Raw genomic sequence first — 17,810 nt, forward strand, 5'->3', positions numbered from 1 at the left:
CTGTATCAACCGTCAAACCGTGGCGCTTTTTCGTCAAGCAACGCGTTGATTTCAGAAACGGCCTGGGCAGCACCCGAGGCATTGTCAAAAACGCCGCTGCGCATCGCCACGAATTCCACGCCGGCTTCGGCCACGGCAACCACCGACGAGATATCGGTGCCGCCCATGACGATGGATGGAATCTCGATCATCGATGCCCACCATTCGCCGAGTGCCAGATTTTTGGGATGCGCTTCCGGCTTGATGTCGCCTTCGAGCTTTCCAAAAAACACGTAGTCCGGATTGGACTCACCCATCTCCAGAGCCTTATGCCGATCATCGGCATTGCCGCCGCCAACGATCAGCTTCGGCGCGAAATTTTCCACGGCCTCCGCAAGCGCCTCGGCATTGCCCGCCACATGCAGGCCGTCCGCCTTCACCCGGCTCGCAACGCGGCTGTCGCCCGCGATAAGGGCAGCGGCACCAGCCTCCTGCACCATCGGCACGATCAATTCGGCGCGTTTCTGGAAAGTGGCGTCATCCAGATCATATTGCGGAATGATGACCGAAGCCACATCGCCGCCTCGCAGTGCTTCTTGCAATTCTGTCGCCTGCTTTTGCGCGTCGTCCAATTGCGGGACGATCAGAACAAGGCGGCAACGGTTATCAACTTTGGTCATCGGTTCGTCCATTTCAGGCAGAAGACACTTTCGGCGTTATCTGCACTCGTTTTGATATGATAAATCCGATAGACCGGACCGGCGAAAGGATCAACCTTCATCCATGCTGACCGATTTTCATTTTTTCCTCGTCGCCATCCCCGCAGTCGTGCTTGTCGGCCTTTCCAAGGGCGGGTTGGGCGGTGCGCTGGCACTGATGGGCGTGCCGCTGATGGCGCTTGCCATCCCGCCCGTGCAGGCGGCGGCAATCTTCCTGCCGATCCTGATCGTGATGGATCTTGTGGCGCTATGGGCCTGGCGGCACCACAACCACCGGCAAACGCTCCTTATCATGCTTCCGGGCGCGATCGCCGGCATTACTCTCGGCTGGGCGACCTCAAGCCTCATCTCGGCAGACGCCATGCGCCTCGTCGTCGCCTCAGTGACGATCCTGTTCGTGCTGCGTTATTTCCAGGAGAGCTTCAAAAGCCGCAAAGGGCAGGAGATTCCGGCCAGACCGCAGCGTCCGGTGGCTGCAACACTCTGGTCCAGCCTGTCCGGTTATGCGAGTTTCGTGGCCCATGCGGGTGGCCCACCCTTCCAGATCTATGTTCTGCCGCTGAAGCTCGATCCCAAGACCTATACCGGCATGAGCGTGCGTTTCTTCGCGATCATGAATGCAATCAAGCTCATTCCCTATTTCGCGCTGGGAGCGCTTGATGCAACCAACCTCAAGACATCGGCGAGCCTGTTGCCGGTGGCAATGCTGGCGACGCTTGCCGGCGCAAGGGTGGTGAAATATCTGAAACCATCAGTGTTCTACCCGCTGATGTATACCATGGCGCTGATCGCGGCGCTGAAACTGCTGTGGGACGGGCTGCCTTTCTAGACCCAAGGCGGCCACTAAAAAGCCCTGGCAGCACGCACGTACCGCCAGGGCCGAAAAAGAATCCGTCAGTCCTTCATCGAAGGCTGGGGAATGGCATCAATCAATGCCTTGTGGAGGCGCGAAGCCTCTGTAGTTCATCCTTCAGGCGCAGTTTACGGCGTTTGAGATCGGCGATCTCTCTATCGTCAGAGGACGGGGAAGCAAGAATACTTTCGAGCTCCTCCTCCAGAGCACCGTGTTTCTTTTCGAGCGATGCAATATGAGCCTGAATGGTCATGCGGCACGTCCTTCCATTTTTAAGCCTACCTCCAGCTCTCCATCGCTGGAGTTTCAGGTTTGCGACGACAATGTGACATGGATCGTTGGTCTTGTCGAAGGCGAAATGAAGGCAATAAGTGGGCAATTTGGTCGCAAGGGATAACTTCCCGTTACCGCGATTTGATGATAGAGGCTCGAGAACCGATGACATACGCGCCGGAGGCTCTCCGGCTGGCATAAAATGGGGATGACAAGATGCCCGATCAGGACCAGGCGGACATCAGGCTTACGCTGGCGCGGCTGCGCCAGGAGCATGAGGATTATGACGCTGCGATCAACGCGATGATCCAGACCAACTGCGATGCGCTGAGAATACAACGCATGAAAAAGAAAAAGCTGGCCGTCAAGGACAAGATGACCCAGATCGAAGATCAGGTCATTCCCGATATCATTGCCTAGAGTGCTTTTCGTGCTTCCTGCCGGATGCACGAGAGACGCTCTAATCTATTGAATTTACGCATCGTGCCTTGCAGAAATCAAAATCGATTTTTGCGCCTATGCTGTAAGCCGGAGAAGCGAAGTGACAGCAGAGACACCCCCCGTCGCCATCATCATGGGCAGCCAGTCCGACTGGGAGACCATGAAGAATGCCGCCGATACGCTGGATGCGCTGGACGTGGAATACGAAGCCCGCATCATTTCCGCCCACCGCACGCCTGATCGCCTTTACGATTTTGCCAATGGCGCGAAAGACGAAGGCTTCAAGGTCATCATCGCGGGTGCCGGCGGCGCCGCCCATCTGCCGGGCATGACCGCCGCCATGACCCCGCTGCCGGTTTTCGGCGTCCCGGTACAATCCAAGACGATGTCCGGGCAGGACAGCCTCTATTCCATCGTCCAGATGCCCGCTGGCATTCCCGTCGGAACGCTTGCCATCGGCAAGGCCGGCGCTATCAATGCCGCACTTCTGGCAGCTGCGGTTCTGGCGCTGGGTGACGAGGACCTGGCAGACCGGCTCGATGCATGGCGCGCGCGCCAGTCAGCGGCCGTTGCCGAATATCCCATGGACAGCGCCCAGTGACAGCCTCTGACATGACGATGAATACGAACAATCTCACCATCGGCATCATCGGCGGCGGGCAGCTTGGCCGCATGCTGGCAATGGCCGCCGCGCGCCTCAACCACCGCACCATCGTTCTCGAACCGCACGCCGATTGTCCAGCGGCGCAGGTCTGCAACAGCCAGATCGTCGCGGAATACGGTGACGAGACGGCGCTTGCGGAACTCGCTCGCCTTTGCGATGTCGTGACCTACGAATTCGAGAACGTACCCGTCACCGCAGCCGAGACGCTGAGCGCTTCCGTTCCCGTTTATCCCCCGCCGCAGGCTCTCAGCGCCTCGCAGGATAGGCTGACGGAGAAACGCTTCCTCAACGGTTGCGGCATTCCGACCGCCGATTTCCGCGCCGTGGATAATCAGGAAGAACTGGAAGCGGCATTGGCCGCTTTTGGTGGCAAGGGTGTGCTGAAAACCCGCCGCATGGGCTATGACGGCAAGGGCCAGAGGCTTTTCAAGGGTGGTGAGGACATCGCAGGCGCCTTCGCAGCACTCGGTGGTGTGCCGCTCATCCTCGAAAGCTTCGTCGCTTTCGAGCGTGAAATCTCGATCATTGCCGCCCGTTTCAGGGATGGCACCGTTACCTGCTACGATCCGGCCGAAAACATTCATCTGAACGGCATTCTGCATACATCCACGGTGCCGGCAGCACTCTCCGATGCGGCGAAGGCGGTTGCCGTGCGATCGGCGGAAAAGCTTCTGGCCGCGCTCGACTATGTCGGCGTGATCGGCATCGAGTTTTTCGTCCTGACCGATGGTTCGCTCGTTGCCAATGAAATGGCGCCGCGCGTGCACAATACCGGCCACTGGACGGAAGCGGCCTGCGTGGTCTCGCAATTCGAACAGCATATACGAGCCGTCTCCGGTCTTGCCCCCGGCAGTACGGCCCGCCATTCGGATTGCGTCATGACGAACCTCATCGGCGATGACATCAACGATGTGCCAGCATGGCTTTCGAAAAAAGACTGTCTCGTGCATCTTTACGGCAAGACGCAAGCACGGCCTGGCCGCAAGATGGGCCATGTGACCGAGCTTTTGCACACAGGAAAAGCCTCAGTCTTTTAAGGCAAAGACGTCTGGAAGTGTTGACAGGCAGGGGTCAAACGGGTATTTGCCTGCCAACCGAAAAGAGCGCGCCCCGTTGCGCGCTTTTGATTGTTTGAATAAGCACGGTAAAAGCCGTGCAAAACTGCGGACCAGTAAAATGAAAATCAAGAATTCGCTTAAAGCGCTTAAGGCCCGTCATCGCGATAACCGCCTGGTTCGCCGCAAGGGCCGCGTCTACATCATCAACAAGCAGAACCCGCGCTTCAAGGCTCGTCAGGGCTGATTGAGTGCCACTGCGGTTCGCGATCACATCGCGGATCACTTTGTTGACAGTGCAGAACTTTGCATTTGATATTGGGCGCAGTCGGGTTAAGCTTTAACCCATGCGCCCAAATCGTTTTTGCACGGCTTTCATCGTCGCTCAGGGTTTCCTGCTTTCGGGCCTCCTGCTTTCAGGAATGGCATCCCTTGGTCATGCGGCAGATGGTCAGCCTCCCGCAGCCCTGGAGGCTGCGCCTTCACCTGCAAAGACAGTTGACAGTCTTTTCGCATCGCTGAAAAAAGAGCGGAATGCGGTCAAGGCGCGCAGCATTGCCAACCAGATCGCTTCCGAATGGAACGATTCCGGCAGCGCGACAATCAATCTCCTGATGCAGTGGGCAGGCGAAGCCGCAGACGAGAAGCGCAACGCCGCCGCTTACGATTTTCTCGACCAGGCTATTTTACTCGATCCGGACTACGTGCAGGCGCCCTATCGCCGCGCCATGGTGCATTTTGCGGATGGCGACACCCGAAAGGCGATGGCGGATATCAATCTGACGCTGGAGAAGGAGCCGCGCTATTTCCCGGCATTGGCAAGCCTTGCAAACATCCTTGAAGCCTCAGGCCGTGACGATCTGGCGTTGAAAGCCTGGGAACGCTATCTCGCGCTCTATCCCGCGGATAAGGACGCCCGCAAAGAGGCCGCTGACCTTTCTGAAAAGCTGGCTGGCACTCGCAGCTGAATATCGCAGACGATCCAAACAAAAATCGCCGCAAAAGCGGCGATTTTTCATTGTGGGACCGTCAACCGATCATTCCATGCCAAGCGCAGCCATATAGGTCTGAAGAATGGTTTCTTCCTCGATACGCTCGTTGGCGTCCTTCTTGCGCAGGCGGATGATGGTGCGGATCGCCTTGGTATCGTAACCACGACCCTTCGCCTCGCCCATGACATCCTTGATGTCTCCCTGAATGGCGGCCTTTTCCTCTTCGAGACGCTCGACGCGCTCGATGAATTGACGCAGTTCGGCGGCGGCGACGGTTTCGGTGGTGCTCGTTTCGTCCATCATATCATCCTTCATTGGTAGCAGCTCGGGTGAGCCTTGTTCATTAAATCCAGGCGAAGCCTTCGCCGGTCGCCGCCAGCCGGGCAGCAAAAATTCCGGCCTGTGACCTGCCCACTGACGGGCCTCACGTCAAGTCGTTTCCGTCGCTCGGGGGTTATTCCGTTGGCTTGTTCTGCTCAAAGGCGGCTTTCTGGGCGTCGCCCGCCTCCGCCTGATATTTTTCCTTCCACTCCTCATAGGGCATTCCGTAGACGATTTCCCGGGATTGCTCCTTGGTGAGTGCAACGCCGGCCTCGTTAGCGGCTTCCCCATACCAGTTGGAAAGGCAATTCCGGCAAAAGCCCGCGAGATTCATCAGGTCGATGTTCTGCACATCGTGACGCTCGCGAAGATGCTCGACGAGACGGCGAAATGCGGCGGCCTCGAATTCAATCTGCTGTTTGTCATTCGGTGTTGTCATGGGGCAGCTCCAGGCTCAGTAGGGGCCGGTGCGAGAGGTGAACAGCTCATATTCATGCAAAATGGGATCGTCGTTCATTGCGGCGAAAATGGGAGCGAGCCGGTCCGACCATTCGGCAATCCCTTCCTCATCCGCGATCAAATCCTGCCGAACTTCAAGAAGCGCATGCGGTATGCCCTTCATCATGCAATGGCGATACATGGTATCGCCCTTCAGCGCCCCGTCATAGGGTTCGTTGTCACCAACGAGAATGTCGCCGGTCGCGCGCAGATGCGCCAGAAGCGGATCGACCGCACGATTATCCGTGTCCCACAGAACCGCCGCATGCCAGGGCCGCGGTGTTTCTTTCCAGAACGGCGTGTACGAATGCAGCGACAGAACAAGCGGCGCTTCCCCCGACGACTGCGCTACACCGGTGAGCACGCGATCCACGGCATTGTGATAGGGCCGATGAAAAATCTCGATCCGTCTTTGCCATTCATCATCCGAAATCGGGTGGTTGCCGGGGATGATCGCCCCGTCCGAAATCTTCATGATAAGGGTCGGATCGTCCTCGCCGCGATTGGGGTCGATCAGGAGGCGCGAAAATCGTCCAAGCACGGCCGGCACGCCGAGGCGGGCCGCAAGAGAACGCGTCAGCCCTTCAATGCCAATATCAAATGCGATGTGACGATGAAAAGCGGTTTGCGGAAGGCCAAGTTTGCCGTAGTGTGCCGGCAGGAGGTTCATGGCATGGTCCGCCAGAAGAACCATGCCTTTGTCATAATCGCCTTCTATGATTTCATAGGGTATGAAGTCGTTCATCGATAATTTTCTGGGGCAGGATTGAGGAGAAAAGCTTGATGGCATGGCTTGAGGCCGGGCGCAAGTTTCGGCGACAGAACAGCCATCTACCTTATCGCACTCACGATCCCACGAACAATATAATCGATTAAACTCGCGTTGACTTTCTTTGGCGGCCACGCCAAGAAGTGTGTTCATTATAACCATGGAATCCGGATGGAAGCCGTGACTCAGTCATCTCTCGCTCTTCCTCGCCACTTTCGGCATCTTGCCCGTCTTTTCTCCGCAGCGGCATTGTTTCTGACCCCGTTTGTCTTCGTGGAGGCCGCGCATGCGGATTTCCGCGTCTGCAACAGCACGCAAAACCTCGTGGGGGTCGCAATCGGCTACCGGGCGCAGGACGGCTGGGTCAGTGAAGGTTGGTGGCAGGTCCCCTCCTCCACCTGCGCAACGCTGATAGAGGGTGAGTTGCAGTCGCGTTATTATTATCTTTATGCCGAGGACGCCGCTCACGGCGGCCGCTGGACCGGTGACGTCAACATGTGCGTGGCGGAAAACGAGTTCAAAATCGCCGGCGTAGACGATTGTTATGCCCGCAGCTTCCAGAGAATGGGTTTCAAGGAATATGACACGGGCAGACAGGGCAGCTGGATGGTCCAGCTTTCCGATACGCCAGGCACACAGGGAAATCAAAACTGATGAAGCGTAACCGCAAAGTCAAAATTCTTGCAACTCTCGGCCCCGCCTCTTCCGACGAGGCAATGATCGAAAAGCTGCATCTGGCCGGCGCCGATCTCTTCCGCATCAACATGAGCCATGCGAGCCACGACGTGATGCGGACGCTGATTGAGCGTATTCGCTCCGTCGAAAGCCGTAACGGCCGTCCCATCGGCATTCTGGCCGACTTGCAGGGTCCCAAGCTGCGCGTCGGTAAATTTGCCGAAACCAAGGTTGATCTCGTTCCCGGCCAGACGTTTACGCTGGACAATAACGATACGCCCGGCGACAACACCCGCGTTTTCCTGCCGCATCCTGAAATTCTCGAAGCGGTCAAGCCTGGCCACCGCCTGCTGATCGATGACGGCAAGCTGCATCTGCGCGCTGAGAAGAGCGACGGCAAGAGCATCGTCACCACTGTTGTTTCGGGCACCCGGATTTCCGACCGCAAGGGCATTAGCCTGCCCGACACCTTGCTCGGCGTCGGCGTTCTGACCGACAAGGACCGCGTCGACCTCGACGCCGTTCTCGCAACCAACGAAGTGGACTGGGTTGCCCTTTCCTTCGTTCAGCGCCCGGAAGACCTGGCCGAAGTGCGCAAGATTTCGCGCGGTCGCGTTGGCCTGATGTCCAAGATCGAGAAGCCGCAGGCTATTGAGCGCATCGAAGAAATCATCGAGCTTTCCGACGCATTGATGGTCGCACGCGGCGATCTCGGCGTGGAAATGCCGCTGGAAGCAGTTCCGGGCATCCAGAAACAGCTGACCCGCGCCTGCCGTCGTGCCGGCAAGCCGGTTGTCGTTGCCACACAGATGCTGGAATCGATGATCACAGCTCCGGTTCCGACCCGTGCGGAAGTTTCGGACGTTGCGACTGCCGTATTCGAAGGCGCCGACGCCATCATGCTCTCGGCCGAGTCCGCTTCCGGCGATTATCCGATCGAAGCCGTATCGACCATGGCATCCATCGCCAGCACGGTGGAACAGGACCCCTATTATTCCAACATCATCTACGCGCAGCGCCCACAGCCGGAAGCGACGGGTGCAGACGCCATTTCGCTTGCTGCCCGCCAGATTGCCGAAACGCTGAAGCTCGCCGCGATCGTCACCTACACCTCGTCCGGCACAACGGGTCTGCGCGCCGCGCGCGAGCGGCCACAGGTTCCGATCATTGCGCTTTCGCCGATCATCCAGACCGCACGCCGTCTGTCGGTCGTCTGGGGCCTGCATTGCGTGGTCACCGGTGACGCCAGCGATCTGGACGATATGGTGAACCGCGCTTGTCGCATCGTCGTGTCCGAAGGTTTCGGCAAGCCGGGCGACCGCATCATCATCTCCGCCGGCGTGCCGCTCGGCACCCCGGGCGCGACCAACATGGTGCGCATCGCCTATATCGGTTCGGACGGCCAGAGCGGCGTCTGATATCGCGATATCAAGCATAATAAAAAACCCGCCGTCACCGGCGGGTTTTTTGTTGGCCTTTCGGCCGCATTGCAGAAAGCGGGGCTCAGTGCATCTTCACCGGCGTGCTGAAACGGCTGGACTCGATCGCCGCTGCACCGGGCTTGAAGCTTGCCGATGTGGCCGAAGCCGACATGTCGTGGCTGAGCATACGGTTGGCGACGACGCGCGGCGCCTTCACCGAACGGCCGGTCGAGCCCTTGTTCTGGTTGAGCGCCCAGTCAGAGATCAGATCCTGCGTCAGACGACCACCGCCGACCATGGCCTGATGGGAAACGGCGGCATCCTGTCTGCTCGGGCGTGAGCCCTTGGTCGGCAAGCCGGCCGTCAGCCCACCATTGATGGAGGGTTTCAGATCAAAGGCGTCACCGAAACCTGCCTCTGGCTCAGCCTTCGCCGTTTCGGCGGGCGCGACTGTAACCTTGTGGTTGACGGCAGCCGGGAACGGCGCGGCTGTCGGCACGGTAGCGGAATTGATCTGCGAACGGGCAGCCTGACCGCTCTGTTCCAGAGCAGCAACCACAGTCGGCGAAAGCGTATCTTTCCGCTCTTCGGCGAGATCTTCGTCGCCTTCCGGATCAGCATTGGCCTGTGCCAGCAGGGCTTCCGCCACAGCCGGACGATTGGCCGGCACCGGAATAGACGCAAGTTCGCCACTCGCTGCGGGTGTCGCACCATCTGCGGATGCGGTCAGGATCGATCCTTCAGCGTCGCCACGCATGCCACGCGGCCCAAGAAGCGTCGGCACAGGCACGGATACCTCAGCCAGATCGGCAAACTGCTGACGCTCGGCCGGAGCAGAGGTCGGCGTCGGTGTTGTCGCAGCCTGGAGGGCATCCTGCGCCGCATTACGGGCCGGAGAATAAAGCGCGGTGGCAAGGCCCGTATTGGCCGGAGGCTGGTTGCCGAAGGCTGGACGTGCAATGGGCAGCGGCGCAGTGCTCACACCGGGAAGCGGTTGGGCGGAAGCAACGGCGATCGTCGGTTCTGGCTCAGGTGCAGCAGGCGGTGGCGTTGCAGGGCGAGCGACAGCCGGACGTTCTGCGGGCTGCGGCGTAGCGATGCTATCGGGATCTTCATCCTCGTCGCCTCCGCCAAAGAGCGCCTGCAACAGTGTCTTGCGCTTGCCGCCACCACCGGAGGACGCAGGGCCGGCACCGGCGCTGGAAGCAACCTGAATGGAAGAAGAATTGACGCGCTTCTTGTAGTCAGCCAAGGCCTGTTCATAACCGGGAAGCGGATTGCCATCGGAAGGAACGTGCAGCGTATTGCCCTTGGGGAAGATACGCACGAGTTCCTGACGGCTCATGCGCGGCCAGGCACGAACGCCGCCGACATCCATGTGCACGAAGGGAGAACCCGAGGTCGGGTAGAAACCCACGCCGCCAATCTGCATCTGCATGCCGATTTCGCGCAGTGTGGAAAGCTTCACGCCCGGAATGTAAAAATCCATGGCCTTGCCGAGCATATGCTGGCTTTTTTCCGCCACGCCCTTGGTGCGCGTGCGCAGGAGGCCGTTAGTCTCAGGCGAACGGAAGGCCGAAACAACGTTGATGTAGTCGGTCGCGCCACTGCGGCGGTAGACTTCCCACACAAGATCGAAAAGACGCGGGTCCATCCGCGTCGGCTGGTTACGACGCCAGTCACGCAAAAAGCGGTTCAGCTCCTGCAGACCCTTCTGGTCGTATTTTCCGTTGCGCTTGAAGGTTATGACCGCCTTCTCGCGTGTATGGATATAATACAGTTTGAGACTGCGCGTTTCGGCGAAAGCTTCCGTCGCCGAGACACCTGCGAATGGCATTGCGGCGAGCATCAAGCAGGCAAAGGTGACAGCGCGTGCCGACAGCTTCGTGCATATATCCTTGATCAAGCCGCGCGCGATCTTGGTCGACAGCGCGATATTTCGATGCAGATATGGCAATTCGATCCCCGCCTGGAAGACAATTTCTGTCACATTGCCTCAAATGAACGTCAAATACGGTGACACGATGGCAAAATTGCCACACAGATGCAACCTTCCTCTATATAGTGAATCAGCCACTAACAAGAGGTTTATAGACGGTAAGCGGATATCCTTGCTCAGAAGTTAACGAATCTTGCTATCTGCCGTCGAATAGGCGGTTTGTGCAATCAGGCCGCATCCCGCAACGGATCGTCCGGATCAATGCCATAATCCTTCAGCTTGCGATAAAGCGTCGAGCGGCCGATACCAAGTTTCCTTGCGACCTGACTCATCTGCCCGCGATAAAAACGAAGGGCAAAACGGATAAGCTCCTCTTCGATCTCGGCCAGCTTCCTGATATTGCCTGAATCGTCCATGCTGGAGATCAGGTTTCCTCCCCGATATATCGTGGTGGAAATATCTGACGCCTCATCCAGAATGGCGTGACTTTCGGCGGCCGGCGGCGGCGGAGAATAGGCGGCGAGTTTCAGCGACGATCCAGACGGCGACCGGATCGACTCACCCGCATCGTCCCCACCTGCGAATTCCGGCAATTGCAGCGCGATTTGCGGAAAATCGGAATCAGCCAGTTCCTCGCCCTGCGACAGCACGACGGCGCGGAAGACCGCATTTTCAAGCTGGCGGATATTGCCCGGCCAGTCATAGGCCGTTAGCAGTGCCAGCGCGCTGGCATCGAGGCCGACGGGATTTGGCAATTTCTGTTCCACCGAAAAACGCTCCGCGAACACCCGTGCTAGATGGGGAATATCCTCCTTGCGCCGGCGCAACGCCGGAATGGTGATAGGAAAGACGTTGAGGCGATAATACAGGTCCTCGCGGAAGCGGCCTTCCTTCACCTCTTCGATGAGATTCTTGTTGGTGGCGGAAATCAGGCGGACATTCACCTTCTGCACACGCGCGGAACCGACAGTTTCGATTTCGCCCTGCTGAACTGCCCGCAGTAGCTTTACCTGCACGTCGAGCGGCAGATCACCGATTTCATCGAGGAACAGCGTTCCGCCATCCGCTTCCATGAACTTGCCAACGTGTTTTTCCGTGGCACCGGTAAAAGCGCCCTTCTCGTGACCGAAAAGAATACTCTCCACCAGATTGTGCGGGATAGCGCCGCAATTGACGGTGATGAATGGTTTGTTCGCCCTGTCGCCAGCCGACTGGATTGCACGGGCGACCATTTCCTTGCCGACGCCGGATTCGCCTTCCAGTACCACGGGAATGCTGGACTGGGCGGCGCGCTGCGCCAGTTCTATCACCCTCAGCATGGCCGGGCTTGCGGAAACGATATCAGTAAAATTCACGGCATTGCTCCGTCCGCGCCTGCCCGTGCGGGCCTTTGCCTCTCTCCTGTCGAGCTTGAGGGCATTGGAGATGGCGGCGCCGATCCGTTCCGGCGAGACCGGCTTGACGACGAAATCGAAGGCGCCGGCGCGCATGGCCTGCACGACGGTATCGATGCCGCCCTGCCCCGTCTGGACGATGACCGGGACGTCGGTGCCGAGTTCGCCAACGGCTTTCAGGAAGGCGAGGCCATCCATTTCCGGCATCATCAGGTCGAGGACGACAACATTGATCTCGCCGCTATATTGCTTGAGCAGCTCCAGCCCCGCCCTGCCGTTTTCTGCAAGCAAGGCCAGATGCCCATAACGTTCCACCGCATTTTTGAGCAGGCGGCGCTGGACGGGATCATCGTCTATCACGAGAACATGCGCGGTCATTTTTGGCTCCGGTTTCCGGTTTATGGACCTGCGTCATGCGGTCCCTTGTGGCGCACTCTGGCACGGGAGATTTGAACATCCAGTTTTGAGATTTGCTTGCATTTTATCCATTGCTGCGGGAAACAAAGGCCCCATATGCTGCGCAGGCATAACGACAAGGACGCGTTCGATGACCCTCAATCGCCCAACACCGCACCCCGTATTTTCGCTTGCCGAAACCTCCGGCCCTGCCCTTGGCGACCTGCCCGGCTGGAAACTCTCGGATCTCTATCCCTCGGGCGATTCGCCGGAATACAAGGGCGACATTGAGAAGGCGGCGGCGCTGGCGGCGGCTTTCGAGGATAAATGGAAGGGCAAGCTTGAAGACGCTGCAAAGGCGACGGGCGCCAACGGCATCGGCGCTGCTCTCAAGGAATATGAAGCGTTGGACGATCTTATCGGCCGCATCGGTTCCTTTGCGGGGCTGACGTATTTTTCAGATACCTCCAACCCGGCAAACGGCAAGCTTTACGGCGACGCCCAGGCGAAACTGACGGATGTTTCCGCCCATCTGCTGTTCTTTACGCTTGAACTGAACCGCATCGACGACGCCGTAATGGATGCCTGCATGGCAAACGATGCCTTAGCTGGGCACTACAGGCCGTGGCTGGTGGATTTGCGTAAGGACAAGCCGCACCAGCTCGATGACCAGCTCGAACAGCTATTCCTCGAAAAATCGATGACGAGTGCCAGCGCCTTCAACCGCCTGTTCGACGAGACGATGGCCGACCTGCGCTTCGATATAGACGGCGCAAGCCTTTCGCTGGAAGTAACGCTCAATATGCTTCAGGAGCCGGAGCCGGAAACTCGCAAGAAGGCAGCACAGGCGCTCAGCACCACCTTCACCAATAATCTGCGGGTCTTCACCCTCATCACCAACACACTGGCCAAGGACAAGGATATTTCCGACCGCTGGCGCAAGTTCGAAGACATCGCCGACAGCCGCCATCTGGCAAACCGTGTGGAGCGCGAGGTCGTAGACGCTCTGGCTGCCGCCGTGAAAAACGCCTATCCGCGCCTTTCGCATCGTTATTACGCCATGAAGGCGAAATGGCTCGGCATGGAACAGATGAACTACTGGGACCGCAACGCGCCGCTTCCCGATACATCGAATACGATCATTCCCTGGGATGAGGCGAAGGACACCGTGCTGTCCGCCTATGGCGATTTTGCGCCGGAGATGGCCGATATCGCCCGCCGTTTCTTCGATGAGCAATGGATCGACGCCCCCGCCCGGCCCGGCAAGGCGCCGGGCGCCTTCGCGCATCCGACCGTGCCTTCGGCCCATCCTTATGTCCTCGTCAACTATCTCGGCAAACCGCGCGACGTGATGACGCTTGCCCATGAGCTTGGCCACGGCGTGCACCAGGTGCTGGCCGGCGACCAAGGCGCGCTGATGTGCGCGACGCCGCTGACGCTTGCCGAAACTGCCTCCGTTTTCGGAGAAATGCTGACCTTCCGCAAATTGCTTGACGACACGAAGGACGTCAGGGAACGCAAGGCCATGCTCGCCCGCAAGGTCGAGGACATGATCAACACGGTCGTGCGACAGATCGCGTTTTATGAATTCGAACGCAAGCTGCACACCGCCCGCAAGCAGGGTGAGTTGACCTCCGAACAGATCGGTGAATTGTGGCTTTCCATTCAGGCCGAGAGCCTCGGCCCGGCGATCAAGATTTCCGAAGGGTATGAGACCTGGTGGACCTACATCCCCCATTTCATCCACTCTCCCTTCTATGTTTATGCCTATGCCTTCGGTGATTGCCTGGTGAACTCGCTGTATGCCGTTTACCAGAAGGCCGAGACCGGCTTTCAGGAGAAATATTTCGAGCTTTTGAAAGCAGGCGGCACCAAGCACCATTCGGAACTTCTGAAACCATTCGGCCTCGATGCGACAGACCCTTCCTTCTGGGACAAGGGTCTTGCCATGATCGAAGGGCTGATCGACGAACTGGAAGCGCTTGACAGCAAACAGGCCTGATTGCCTCCGAAAAATACCGATGACAGGCGACGAGCAAAGGCAATGAAACGCAAACCCGCCGATCTGACCTTGAGAGAAACGCTGCGCTGGGAGCCGCAATCGGGTTTTCAGCGCATTGACCAGCATATGCGCCGGTTATTGCGCTCAGCCGATGCGCTCGGTTTCCGAGCACCGGTCAACGCGGTTCAGGTACTGGAGAAGAAGGTGGGCGGCGAAAGTCCGCTCTGCGTGAAGCTGGTCATGAACTACAAGGGTGAGCTCGATATCGAAACGGCCGAGTTTCGGCCGTTGCAGGAGGGAACCGTCTGGCGGATCCGCATCGCGACGCAAACCAGGCTTGATTCCACCGACACCTTCTATCGCCACAAATCATCGCGCCGGGAACCCTATGATGCCGCCCGCGCCGAATTTTCAGCCGGGGATGCAGACGAGGTTCTGCTGCTCAACGAGCGCGGCGAGTTGTGCGAGGGATCATCGACCAGCATCTTCGTCGAAATGCCGGACGGGCAATTGCTGACGCCGCCGCTCGACAGCGGTATTCTGCCGGGCGCTCTGCGTGCCGATCTCATCCGCCAGCGCAAGGCACGCGGGCAGGCATTGAAGCCGGAGGATATTGCCGGTCGACGGCTGTTCGTGGGAAATTCGCTGCATGGGCTGATTGCGGCGGAGCTGGTCTAAACCGTCACCGCCAAAAGCCGGTCGCGGCCCTTTTCCTTGGCAGCGTAAAGCGCCTGATCGGCGCGCATGAAAACATCGTCGGCACTTTCTGCCATCCGATAGGTCGTCATTCCAGCGGAACAGCTATAGGAAAAATCCGGAAACTCGGCCAGAGGTCTGGAAAGACGCACCTTTTGCAGTAGCCGCTCGACGATCTCCCGGCTCTCAACAACCGAACTGCGCGGCAGGATGAGCATGAATTCCTCACCGCCGATCCTGCCAAAACAATCCACCCGCCGGACGACGGAATGGGCGATCCCGACAAAATCGCGCAGCACCGCATCGCCGCATTTGTGGCCGAAACGATCATTGATGTGCTTGAAAAAGTCGATGTCGAGCGTGCAAAGGCAAAAGGGTGCTTCAAGCCCCTTGCCGACCCGCTCCACCTGTAGCGCGAGTTTGGCGAAAACAAAACGCCGGTTCGCCGTTCCCGTCAATTCGTCGGTCTGCGAGGCGCGCACCGCCAGATCCCGGTCCTGCCGCAGGGTTCTGTAGCCCTGGCGCAATTCGGTGACATCGCTTGCGACACACAGCATCCAGCCATCCTGCTGCACCGTCTCCGTCATCCAGAACCAGCGGCCGTCATACATGTCCATCTCGAAGGCACGATACGGCAGCTTGCCGCGCCGGGACTGCGCCGACAAAAGCCAGCCCTCGAAATCGCTGTTTCTGACGACCACGCCGGTTCGCAGACGGTGGTTCAAGCGCATGATTTCCGCCCAGGTCGAAAAATCATCGTCGGCAAGCTGAAAGCTCTGCCGAAACGACGGGTTGGCATGCCGCAACCGGTCTTCGGAATCGTAAAGTGCAATAAGAACGGGGGTGGCGCTCTGAAGCGCTGCGACACGCTCGATAAGACTATTCAACAGGCAACACTCCTGTGATGACGAAAAGCCCCCTTTTCGTCATCTTGCAAAAGCCCCCAAGCCCTAGGGCATATACACGAAAAGAAGAACTTGATTATAAACGTAGTCTCTAAAATGCGAAGGGGAAGAATGCGGTCGGAAGGTCTCGACTTCAATCTCGCCGGATCGCAACCGCGCAGAACGGGATCACCACACACCAACCCGTCACAACTTTCGCATCCCGGGCTTGCGCCACCGTCATATGTCCGTCATGCACCTGCCCTTTATTGTGGCACGCTTTTATGATCTAGCTTACTTATTGGCTTAAAAAGGAAAAATGACGAATGACGGACGCAAACCATCCGATTTACGGCGATATTGACGGCCCCATCATCATGATCGGCTTCGGCTCCATCGGGCGCGGCACTCTTCCGTTGATCGAACGTCATTTCAACTTCGACAAGACCAGGCTCGTCGTCATCGACCCGCGCGAGGATATCGCAGCGTATCTGGCCGAGAGAAACATTCGCCATATCCGTACGCATCTGACCAAAGAAAACTACAAGGAGGTGCTCAAGCCACTCCTTAAAGGGGTTCAGGGTCAGGGCTTCTGCGTCAATCTTTCGGTCGATGCCGCATCCGTCGATCTGATGAGGCTCTGCCGCAAACATGGCATGCTCTACATCGACACCGTAGTGGAGCCGTGGCCCGGCTTTTACTTCGATGCAGACGCCGACAATGCCTCCCGTACCAATTATTCGCTGCGCGAGACCATGCTGAAAGAAAAGGCTCGGAAACCGGGCGGCACAACGGCCGTTTCCACCTGCGGCGCAAATCCCGGCATGGTGTCCTGGTTCGTAAAACAGGCGCTGGTCAATCTCGCCAAGGATAGCGGTCTCGACATCGAAGAGCCGCGACCGCATGACCAGCAGGCATGGGCAAAGCTCATGCAGCAGCTCGGCGTCAAGGGCGTGCATGTGGCAGAGCGCGATACGCAGCGGGCAAAAAATCCCAAGCCATTCGGCGCATTCTGGAACACCTGGTCCGTCGAGGGTTTTATCGCCGAAGGTTTTCAGCCCGCCGAACTCGGCTGGGGAACGCATGAAAACTGGATGCCAAAAAACGCGAAAAAACAAAAAAAGGGCAGCAAGGCAGCGATCTATCTCGATCAGCCCGGCGCCAATACGCGGGTACGGACATGGTGTCCCGGACAAGGGCCGCAATATGGATTTCTGGTCACCCACAACGAGGCGATCTCGATTTCCGACTATTTCACCGTCCGCAATGACGATGGCGATCTGATCTACCGGCCCACCTGTCACTATGCCTACCACCCCTGCAACGACGCCGTCCTTTCCCTGCACGAACTTTTCGGTAATGGCGGCACGCCGCAGCCGATCCAGCATGTGCTTGGCGAAGACGAGCTTGTCGATGGTGCCGACGAGCTGGGTGTTCTTCTCTACGGCCATGACAAAAATGCCTATTGGTATGGCTCGCGGCTAACCTTGCAGGAGGCACGGGCGCTCGCCCCCAGCCAGAACGCGACCGGATTGCAGGTCAGCTCCGCGGTACTGGCCGGAATGGTCTGGGCGCTGGAAAATCCGCAAGCCGGCATCGTCGAGGCGGATGAAATGGATTATCGCCGTTGCCTTGAGGTGCAGCGTCCCTATCTTGGACCGGTCGAAGGACATTACACGGACTGGACGCCGCTCGACGGTCGCCCGGGACTGTTTCCAGACAATATCGACACCTCGGATCCCTGGCAGTTCCGCAACATCCTCGTGCGCTGAGGGCATGGCGTCTCATATTTGTCACGCAGGTGTTTTCATGACGGATGTCAGGAACCCGGGAGAGCAA

At 58.3% G+C, this 17,810-nt stretch carries 19 protein-coding genes; 11 read left to right on the forward strand and 8 right to left on the reverse strand.

Annotation, left to right across the window (positions count from 1 at the left end; translation table 11 throughout):
* Nucleotides 1–5: 5 nt before the first annotated feature.
* On the reverse strand, nucleotides 6–659 hold the full coding sequence (locus F617_RS0107455; RefSeq protein ID WP_003511427.1) for a thiamine phosphate synthase: 654 nt from the start codon (nucleotides 657–659) through the stop codon (nucleotides 6–8).
* 103 nt (nucleotides 660–762) lie between these two features.
* Here F617_RS0107455 and F617_RS0107465 point away from each other — a divergent pair, with 103 nt between their 5' ends.
* Complete coding sequence (locus F617_RS0107465) at nucleotides 763–1,527, forward strand: sulfite exporter TauE/SafE family protein (RefSeq protein WP_003511429.1); 765 nt, start codon at nucleotides 763–765, stop codon at nucleotides 1,525–1,527.
* A 100-nt stretch (nucleotides 1,528–1,627) separates the two neighbouring features.
* Here F617_RS0107465 and F617_RS26920 read toward each other — a convergent pair whose 3' ends face one another.
* A complete protein-coding gene (locus tag F617_RS26920; protein ID WP_003511430.1) occupies nucleotides 1,628–1,804 on the reverse strand; it encodes a YdcH family protein in 177 nt (58 codons plus the stop codon).
* A 236-nt stretch (nucleotides 1,805–2,040) separates the two neighbouring features.
* On the opposite strand from F617_RS26920, the gene F617_RS0107475 reads away from it, so the two are divergent.
* The 5 genes from F617_RS0107475 (at nucleotide 2,041) to F617_RS0107495 (ending at nucleotide 4,952) form a co-directional block, all read left to right on the forward strand.
* Nucleotides 2,041–2,244 (forward strand): YdcH family protein, encoded by a 204-nt coding sequence (locus tag F617_RS0107475; RefSeq protein WP_003511431.1) that lies wholly within the window; start codon nucleotides 2,041–2,043, stop codon nucleotides 2,242–2,244.
* Between the two features lie 154 nt (nucleotides 2,245–2,398).
* Complete coding sequence (gene purE, locus F617_RS0107480) at nucleotides 2,399–2,866, forward strand: 5-(carboxyamino)imidazole ribonucleotide mutase (protein WP_034501985.1); 468 nt, start codon at nucleotides 2,399–2,401, stop codon at nucleotides 2,864–2,866.
* 11 nt (nucleotides 2,867–2,877) lie between these two features.
* On the forward strand, nucleotides 2,878–3,966 hold the full coding sequence (locus tag F617_RS0107485) for a 5-(carboxyamino)imidazole ribonucleotide synthase (RefSeq protein WP_019564914.1): 1,089 nt from the start codon (nucleotides 2,878–2,880) through the stop codon (nucleotides 3,964–3,966).
* Between the two features lie 139 nt (nucleotides 3,967–4,105).
* Nucleotides 4,106–4,231 (forward strand): type B 50S ribosomal protein L36, encoded by a 126-nt coding sequence (ykgO, locus tag F617_RS0107490; protein ID WP_003497670.1) that lies wholly within the window; start codon nucleotides 4,106–4,108, stop codon nucleotides 4,229–4,231.
* A 100-nt stretch (nucleotides 4,232–4,331) separates the two neighbouring features.
* Nucleotides 4,332–4,952 (forward strand): tetratricopeptide repeat protein, encoded by a 621-nt coding sequence (locus F617_RS0107495; RefSeq protein WP_019564915.1) that lies wholly within the window; start codon nucleotides 4,332–4,334, stop codon nucleotides 4,950–4,952.
* Nucleotides 4,953–5,021: 69 nt separating this feature from the next.
* Here F617_RS0107495 and F617_RS0107500 read toward each other — a convergent pair whose 3' ends face one another.
* From F617_RS0107500 to F617_RS0107510, 3 genes are all read right to left on the reverse strand, one after another.
* Nucleotides 5,022–5,279, reverse strand: a complete 258-nt coding sequence (locus F617_RS0107500) for a DUF2312 domain-containing protein (RefSeq protein WP_006314683.1) — start codon at nucleotides 5,277–5,279, stop codon at nucleotides 5,022–5,024.
* 151 nt (nucleotides 5,280–5,430) lie between these two features.
* A complete protein-coding gene (locus F617_RS0107505; protein WP_019564916.1) occupies nucleotides 5,431–5,736 on the reverse strand; it encodes a DUF1244 domain-containing protein in 306 nt (101 codons plus the stop codon).
* Nucleotides 5,737–5,751: 15 nt separating this feature from the next.
* Nucleotides 5,752–6,540, reverse strand: coding sequence for an N-formylglutamate amidohydrolase (locus tag F617_RS0107510; protein ID WP_003511438.1), 789 nt, complete (start codon nucleotides 6,538–6,540; stop codon nucleotides 5,752–5,754).
* A 273-nt stretch (nucleotides 6,541–6,813) separates the two neighbouring features.
* Between F617_RS0107510 and F617_RS0107515 the strand changes: the two genes are divergently transcribed.
* Complete coding sequence (locus F617_RS0107515) at nucleotides 6,814–7,218, forward strand: DUF1036 domain-containing protein (protein ID WP_370647635.1); 405 nt, start codon at nucleotides 6,814–6,816, stop codon at nucleotides 7,216–7,218.
* On the forward strand, nucleotides 7,218–8,657 hold the full coding sequence (gene pyk / locus F617_RS0107520) for a pyruvate kinase (protein ID WP_003511440.1): 1,440 nt from the start codon (nucleotides 7,218–7,220) through the stop codon (nucleotides 8,655–8,657). Before F617_RS0107515 ends, pyk begins: the two co-directional genes overlap by 1 nt.
* An 85-nt stretch (nucleotides 8,658–8,742) precedes the next feature.
* On the opposite strand, the gene F617_RS0107525 is transcribed toward pyk, so the two are convergent.
* Both F617_RS0107525 and F617_RS0107530 read right to left on the reverse strand, forming a co-directional pair.
* Entirely contained in the window at nucleotides 8,743–10,650 is a 1,908-nt protein-coding gene (locus tag F617_RS0107525; RefSeq protein WP_019564917.1) for a DUF882 domain-containing protein, read from the reverse strand.
* Between the two features lie 176 nt (nucleotides 10,651–10,826).
* On the reverse strand, nucleotides 10,827–12,371 hold the full coding sequence (locus F617_RS0107530) for a sigma-54 dependent transcriptional regulator (protein ID WP_003511442.1): 1,545 nt from the start codon (nucleotides 12,369–12,371) through the stop codon (nucleotides 10,827–10,829).
* Between the two features lie 169 nt (nucleotides 12,372–12,540).
* Here F617_RS0107530 and F617_RS0107535 point away from each other — a divergent pair, with 169 nt between their 5' ends.
* Together F617_RS0107535 and F617_RS0107540 are read left to right on the forward strand one after the other, a co-directional pair.
* The gene (locus F617_RS0107535) at nucleotides 12,541–14,391 is read left to right on the forward strand and encodes a M3 family oligoendopeptidase (protein WP_019564918.1); all 1,851 of its coding nucleotides are present in this window, start codon (nucleotides 12,541–12,543) and stop codon (nucleotides 14,389–14,391) included.
* Nucleotides 14,392–14,433: 42 nt separating this feature from the next.
* Nucleotides 14,434–15,069, forward strand: a complete 636-nt coding sequence (locus F617_RS0107540) for an aminotransferase class IV family protein (RefSeq protein WP_019564919.1) — start codon at nucleotides 14,434–14,436, stop codon at nucleotides 15,067–15,069.
* On the opposite strand, the gene F617_RS0107545 is transcribed toward F617_RS0107540, so the two are convergent.
* A complete protein-coding gene (locus tag F617_RS0107545; RefSeq protein WP_003511446.1) occupies nucleotides 15,066–15,974 on the reverse strand; it encodes a GGDEF domain-containing protein in 909 nt (302 codons plus the stop codon). The genes F617_RS0107540 and F617_RS0107545 overlap by 4 nt on opposite strands.
* Nucleotides 15,975–16,297: 323 nt before the next feature.
* On the opposite strand from F617_RS0107545, the gene F617_RS0107550 reads away from it, so the two are divergent.
* Nucleotides 16,298–17,743, forward strand: coding sequence for a homospermidine synthase (locus tag F617_RS0107550; protein WP_019564920.1), 1,446 nt, complete (start codon nucleotides 16,298–16,300; stop codon nucleotides 17,741–17,743).
* Nucleotides 17,744–17,810: the final 67 nt, after the last annotated feature.

This window comes from Agrobacterium sp. 10MFCol1.1, assembly GCF_000381165.1.
GTDB classification, from domain to species: Bacteria; Pseudomonadota; Alphaproteobacteria; order Rhizobiales; family Rhizobiaceae; genus Agrobacterium; species Agrobacterium tumefaciens.

What these genes read in the sequence shown, in the direction of transcription:
- F617_RS0107455 (WP_003511427.1), bottom strand. Translation starts at nt 659, where the DNA reads ATGACCAAAGTTGATAACCGTTGCCGCCTTGTTCTGATCGTCCCGCAA.
- F617_RS0107465 (WP_003511429.1), top strand. Translation starts at nt 763, where the DNA reads ATGCTGACCGATTTTCATTTTTTCCTCGTCGCCATCCCCGCAGTCGTG.
- F617_RS26920 (WP_003511430.1), bottom strand. Translation starts at nt 1,804, where the DNA reads ATGACCATTCAGGCTCATATTGCATCGCTCGAAAAGAAACACGGTGCT.
- F617_RS0107475 (WP_003511431.1), top strand. Translation starts at nt 2,041, where the DNA reads ATGCCCGATCAGGACCAGGCGGACATCAGGCTTACGCTGGCGCGGCTG.
- purE (WP_034501985.1), top strand. Translation starts at nt 2,399, where the DNA reads ATGGGCAGCCAGTCCGACTGGGAGACCATGAAGAATGCCGCCGATACG.
- F617_RS0107485 (WP_019564914.1), top strand. Translation starts at nt 2,878, where the DNA reads ATGACGATGAATACGAACAATCTCACCATCGGCATCATCGGCGGCGGG.
- ykgO (WP_003497670.1), top strand. Translation starts at nt 4,106, where the DNA reads ATGAAAATCAAGAATTCGCTTAAAGCGCTTAAGGCCCGTCATCGCGAT.
- F617_RS0107495 (WP_019564915.1), top strand. Translation starts at nt 4,332, where the DNA reads ATGCGCCCAAATCGTTTTTGCACGGCTTTCATCGTCGCTCAGGGTTTC.
- F617_RS0107500 (WP_006314683.1), bottom strand. Translation starts at nt 5,279, where the DNA reads ATGATGGACGAAACGAGCACCACCGAAACCGTCGCCGCCGCCGAACTG.
- F617_RS0107505 (WP_019564916.1), bottom strand. Translation starts at nt 5,736, where the DNA reads ATGACAACACCGAATGACAAACAGCAGATTGAATTCGAGGCCGCCGCA.
- F617_RS0107510 (WP_003511438.1), bottom strand. Translation starts at nt 6,540, where the DNA reads ATGAACGACTTCATACCCTATGAAATCATAGAAGGCGATTATGACAAA.
- pyk (WP_003511440.1), top strand. Translation starts at nt 7,218, where the DNA reads ATGAAGCGTAACCGCAAAGTCAAAATTCTTGCAACTCTCGGCCCCGCC.
- F617_RS0107530 (WP_003511442.1), bottom strand. Translation starts at nt 12,371, where the DNA reads ATGACCGCGCATGTTCTCGTGATAGACGATGATCCCGTCCAGCGCCGC.
- F617_RS0107535 (WP_019564918.1), top strand. Translation starts at nt 12,541, where the DNA reads ATGACCCTCAATCGCCCAACACCGCACCCCGTATTTTCGCTTGCCGAA.
- F617_RS0107540 (WP_019564919.1), top strand. Translation starts at nt 14,434, where the DNA reads ATGAAACGCAAACCCGCCGATCTGACCTTGAGAGAAACGCTGCGCTGG.
- F617_RS0107550 (WP_019564920.1), top strand. Translation starts at nt 16,298, where the DNA reads ATGACGGACGCAAACCATCCGATTTACGGCGATATTGACGGCCCCATC.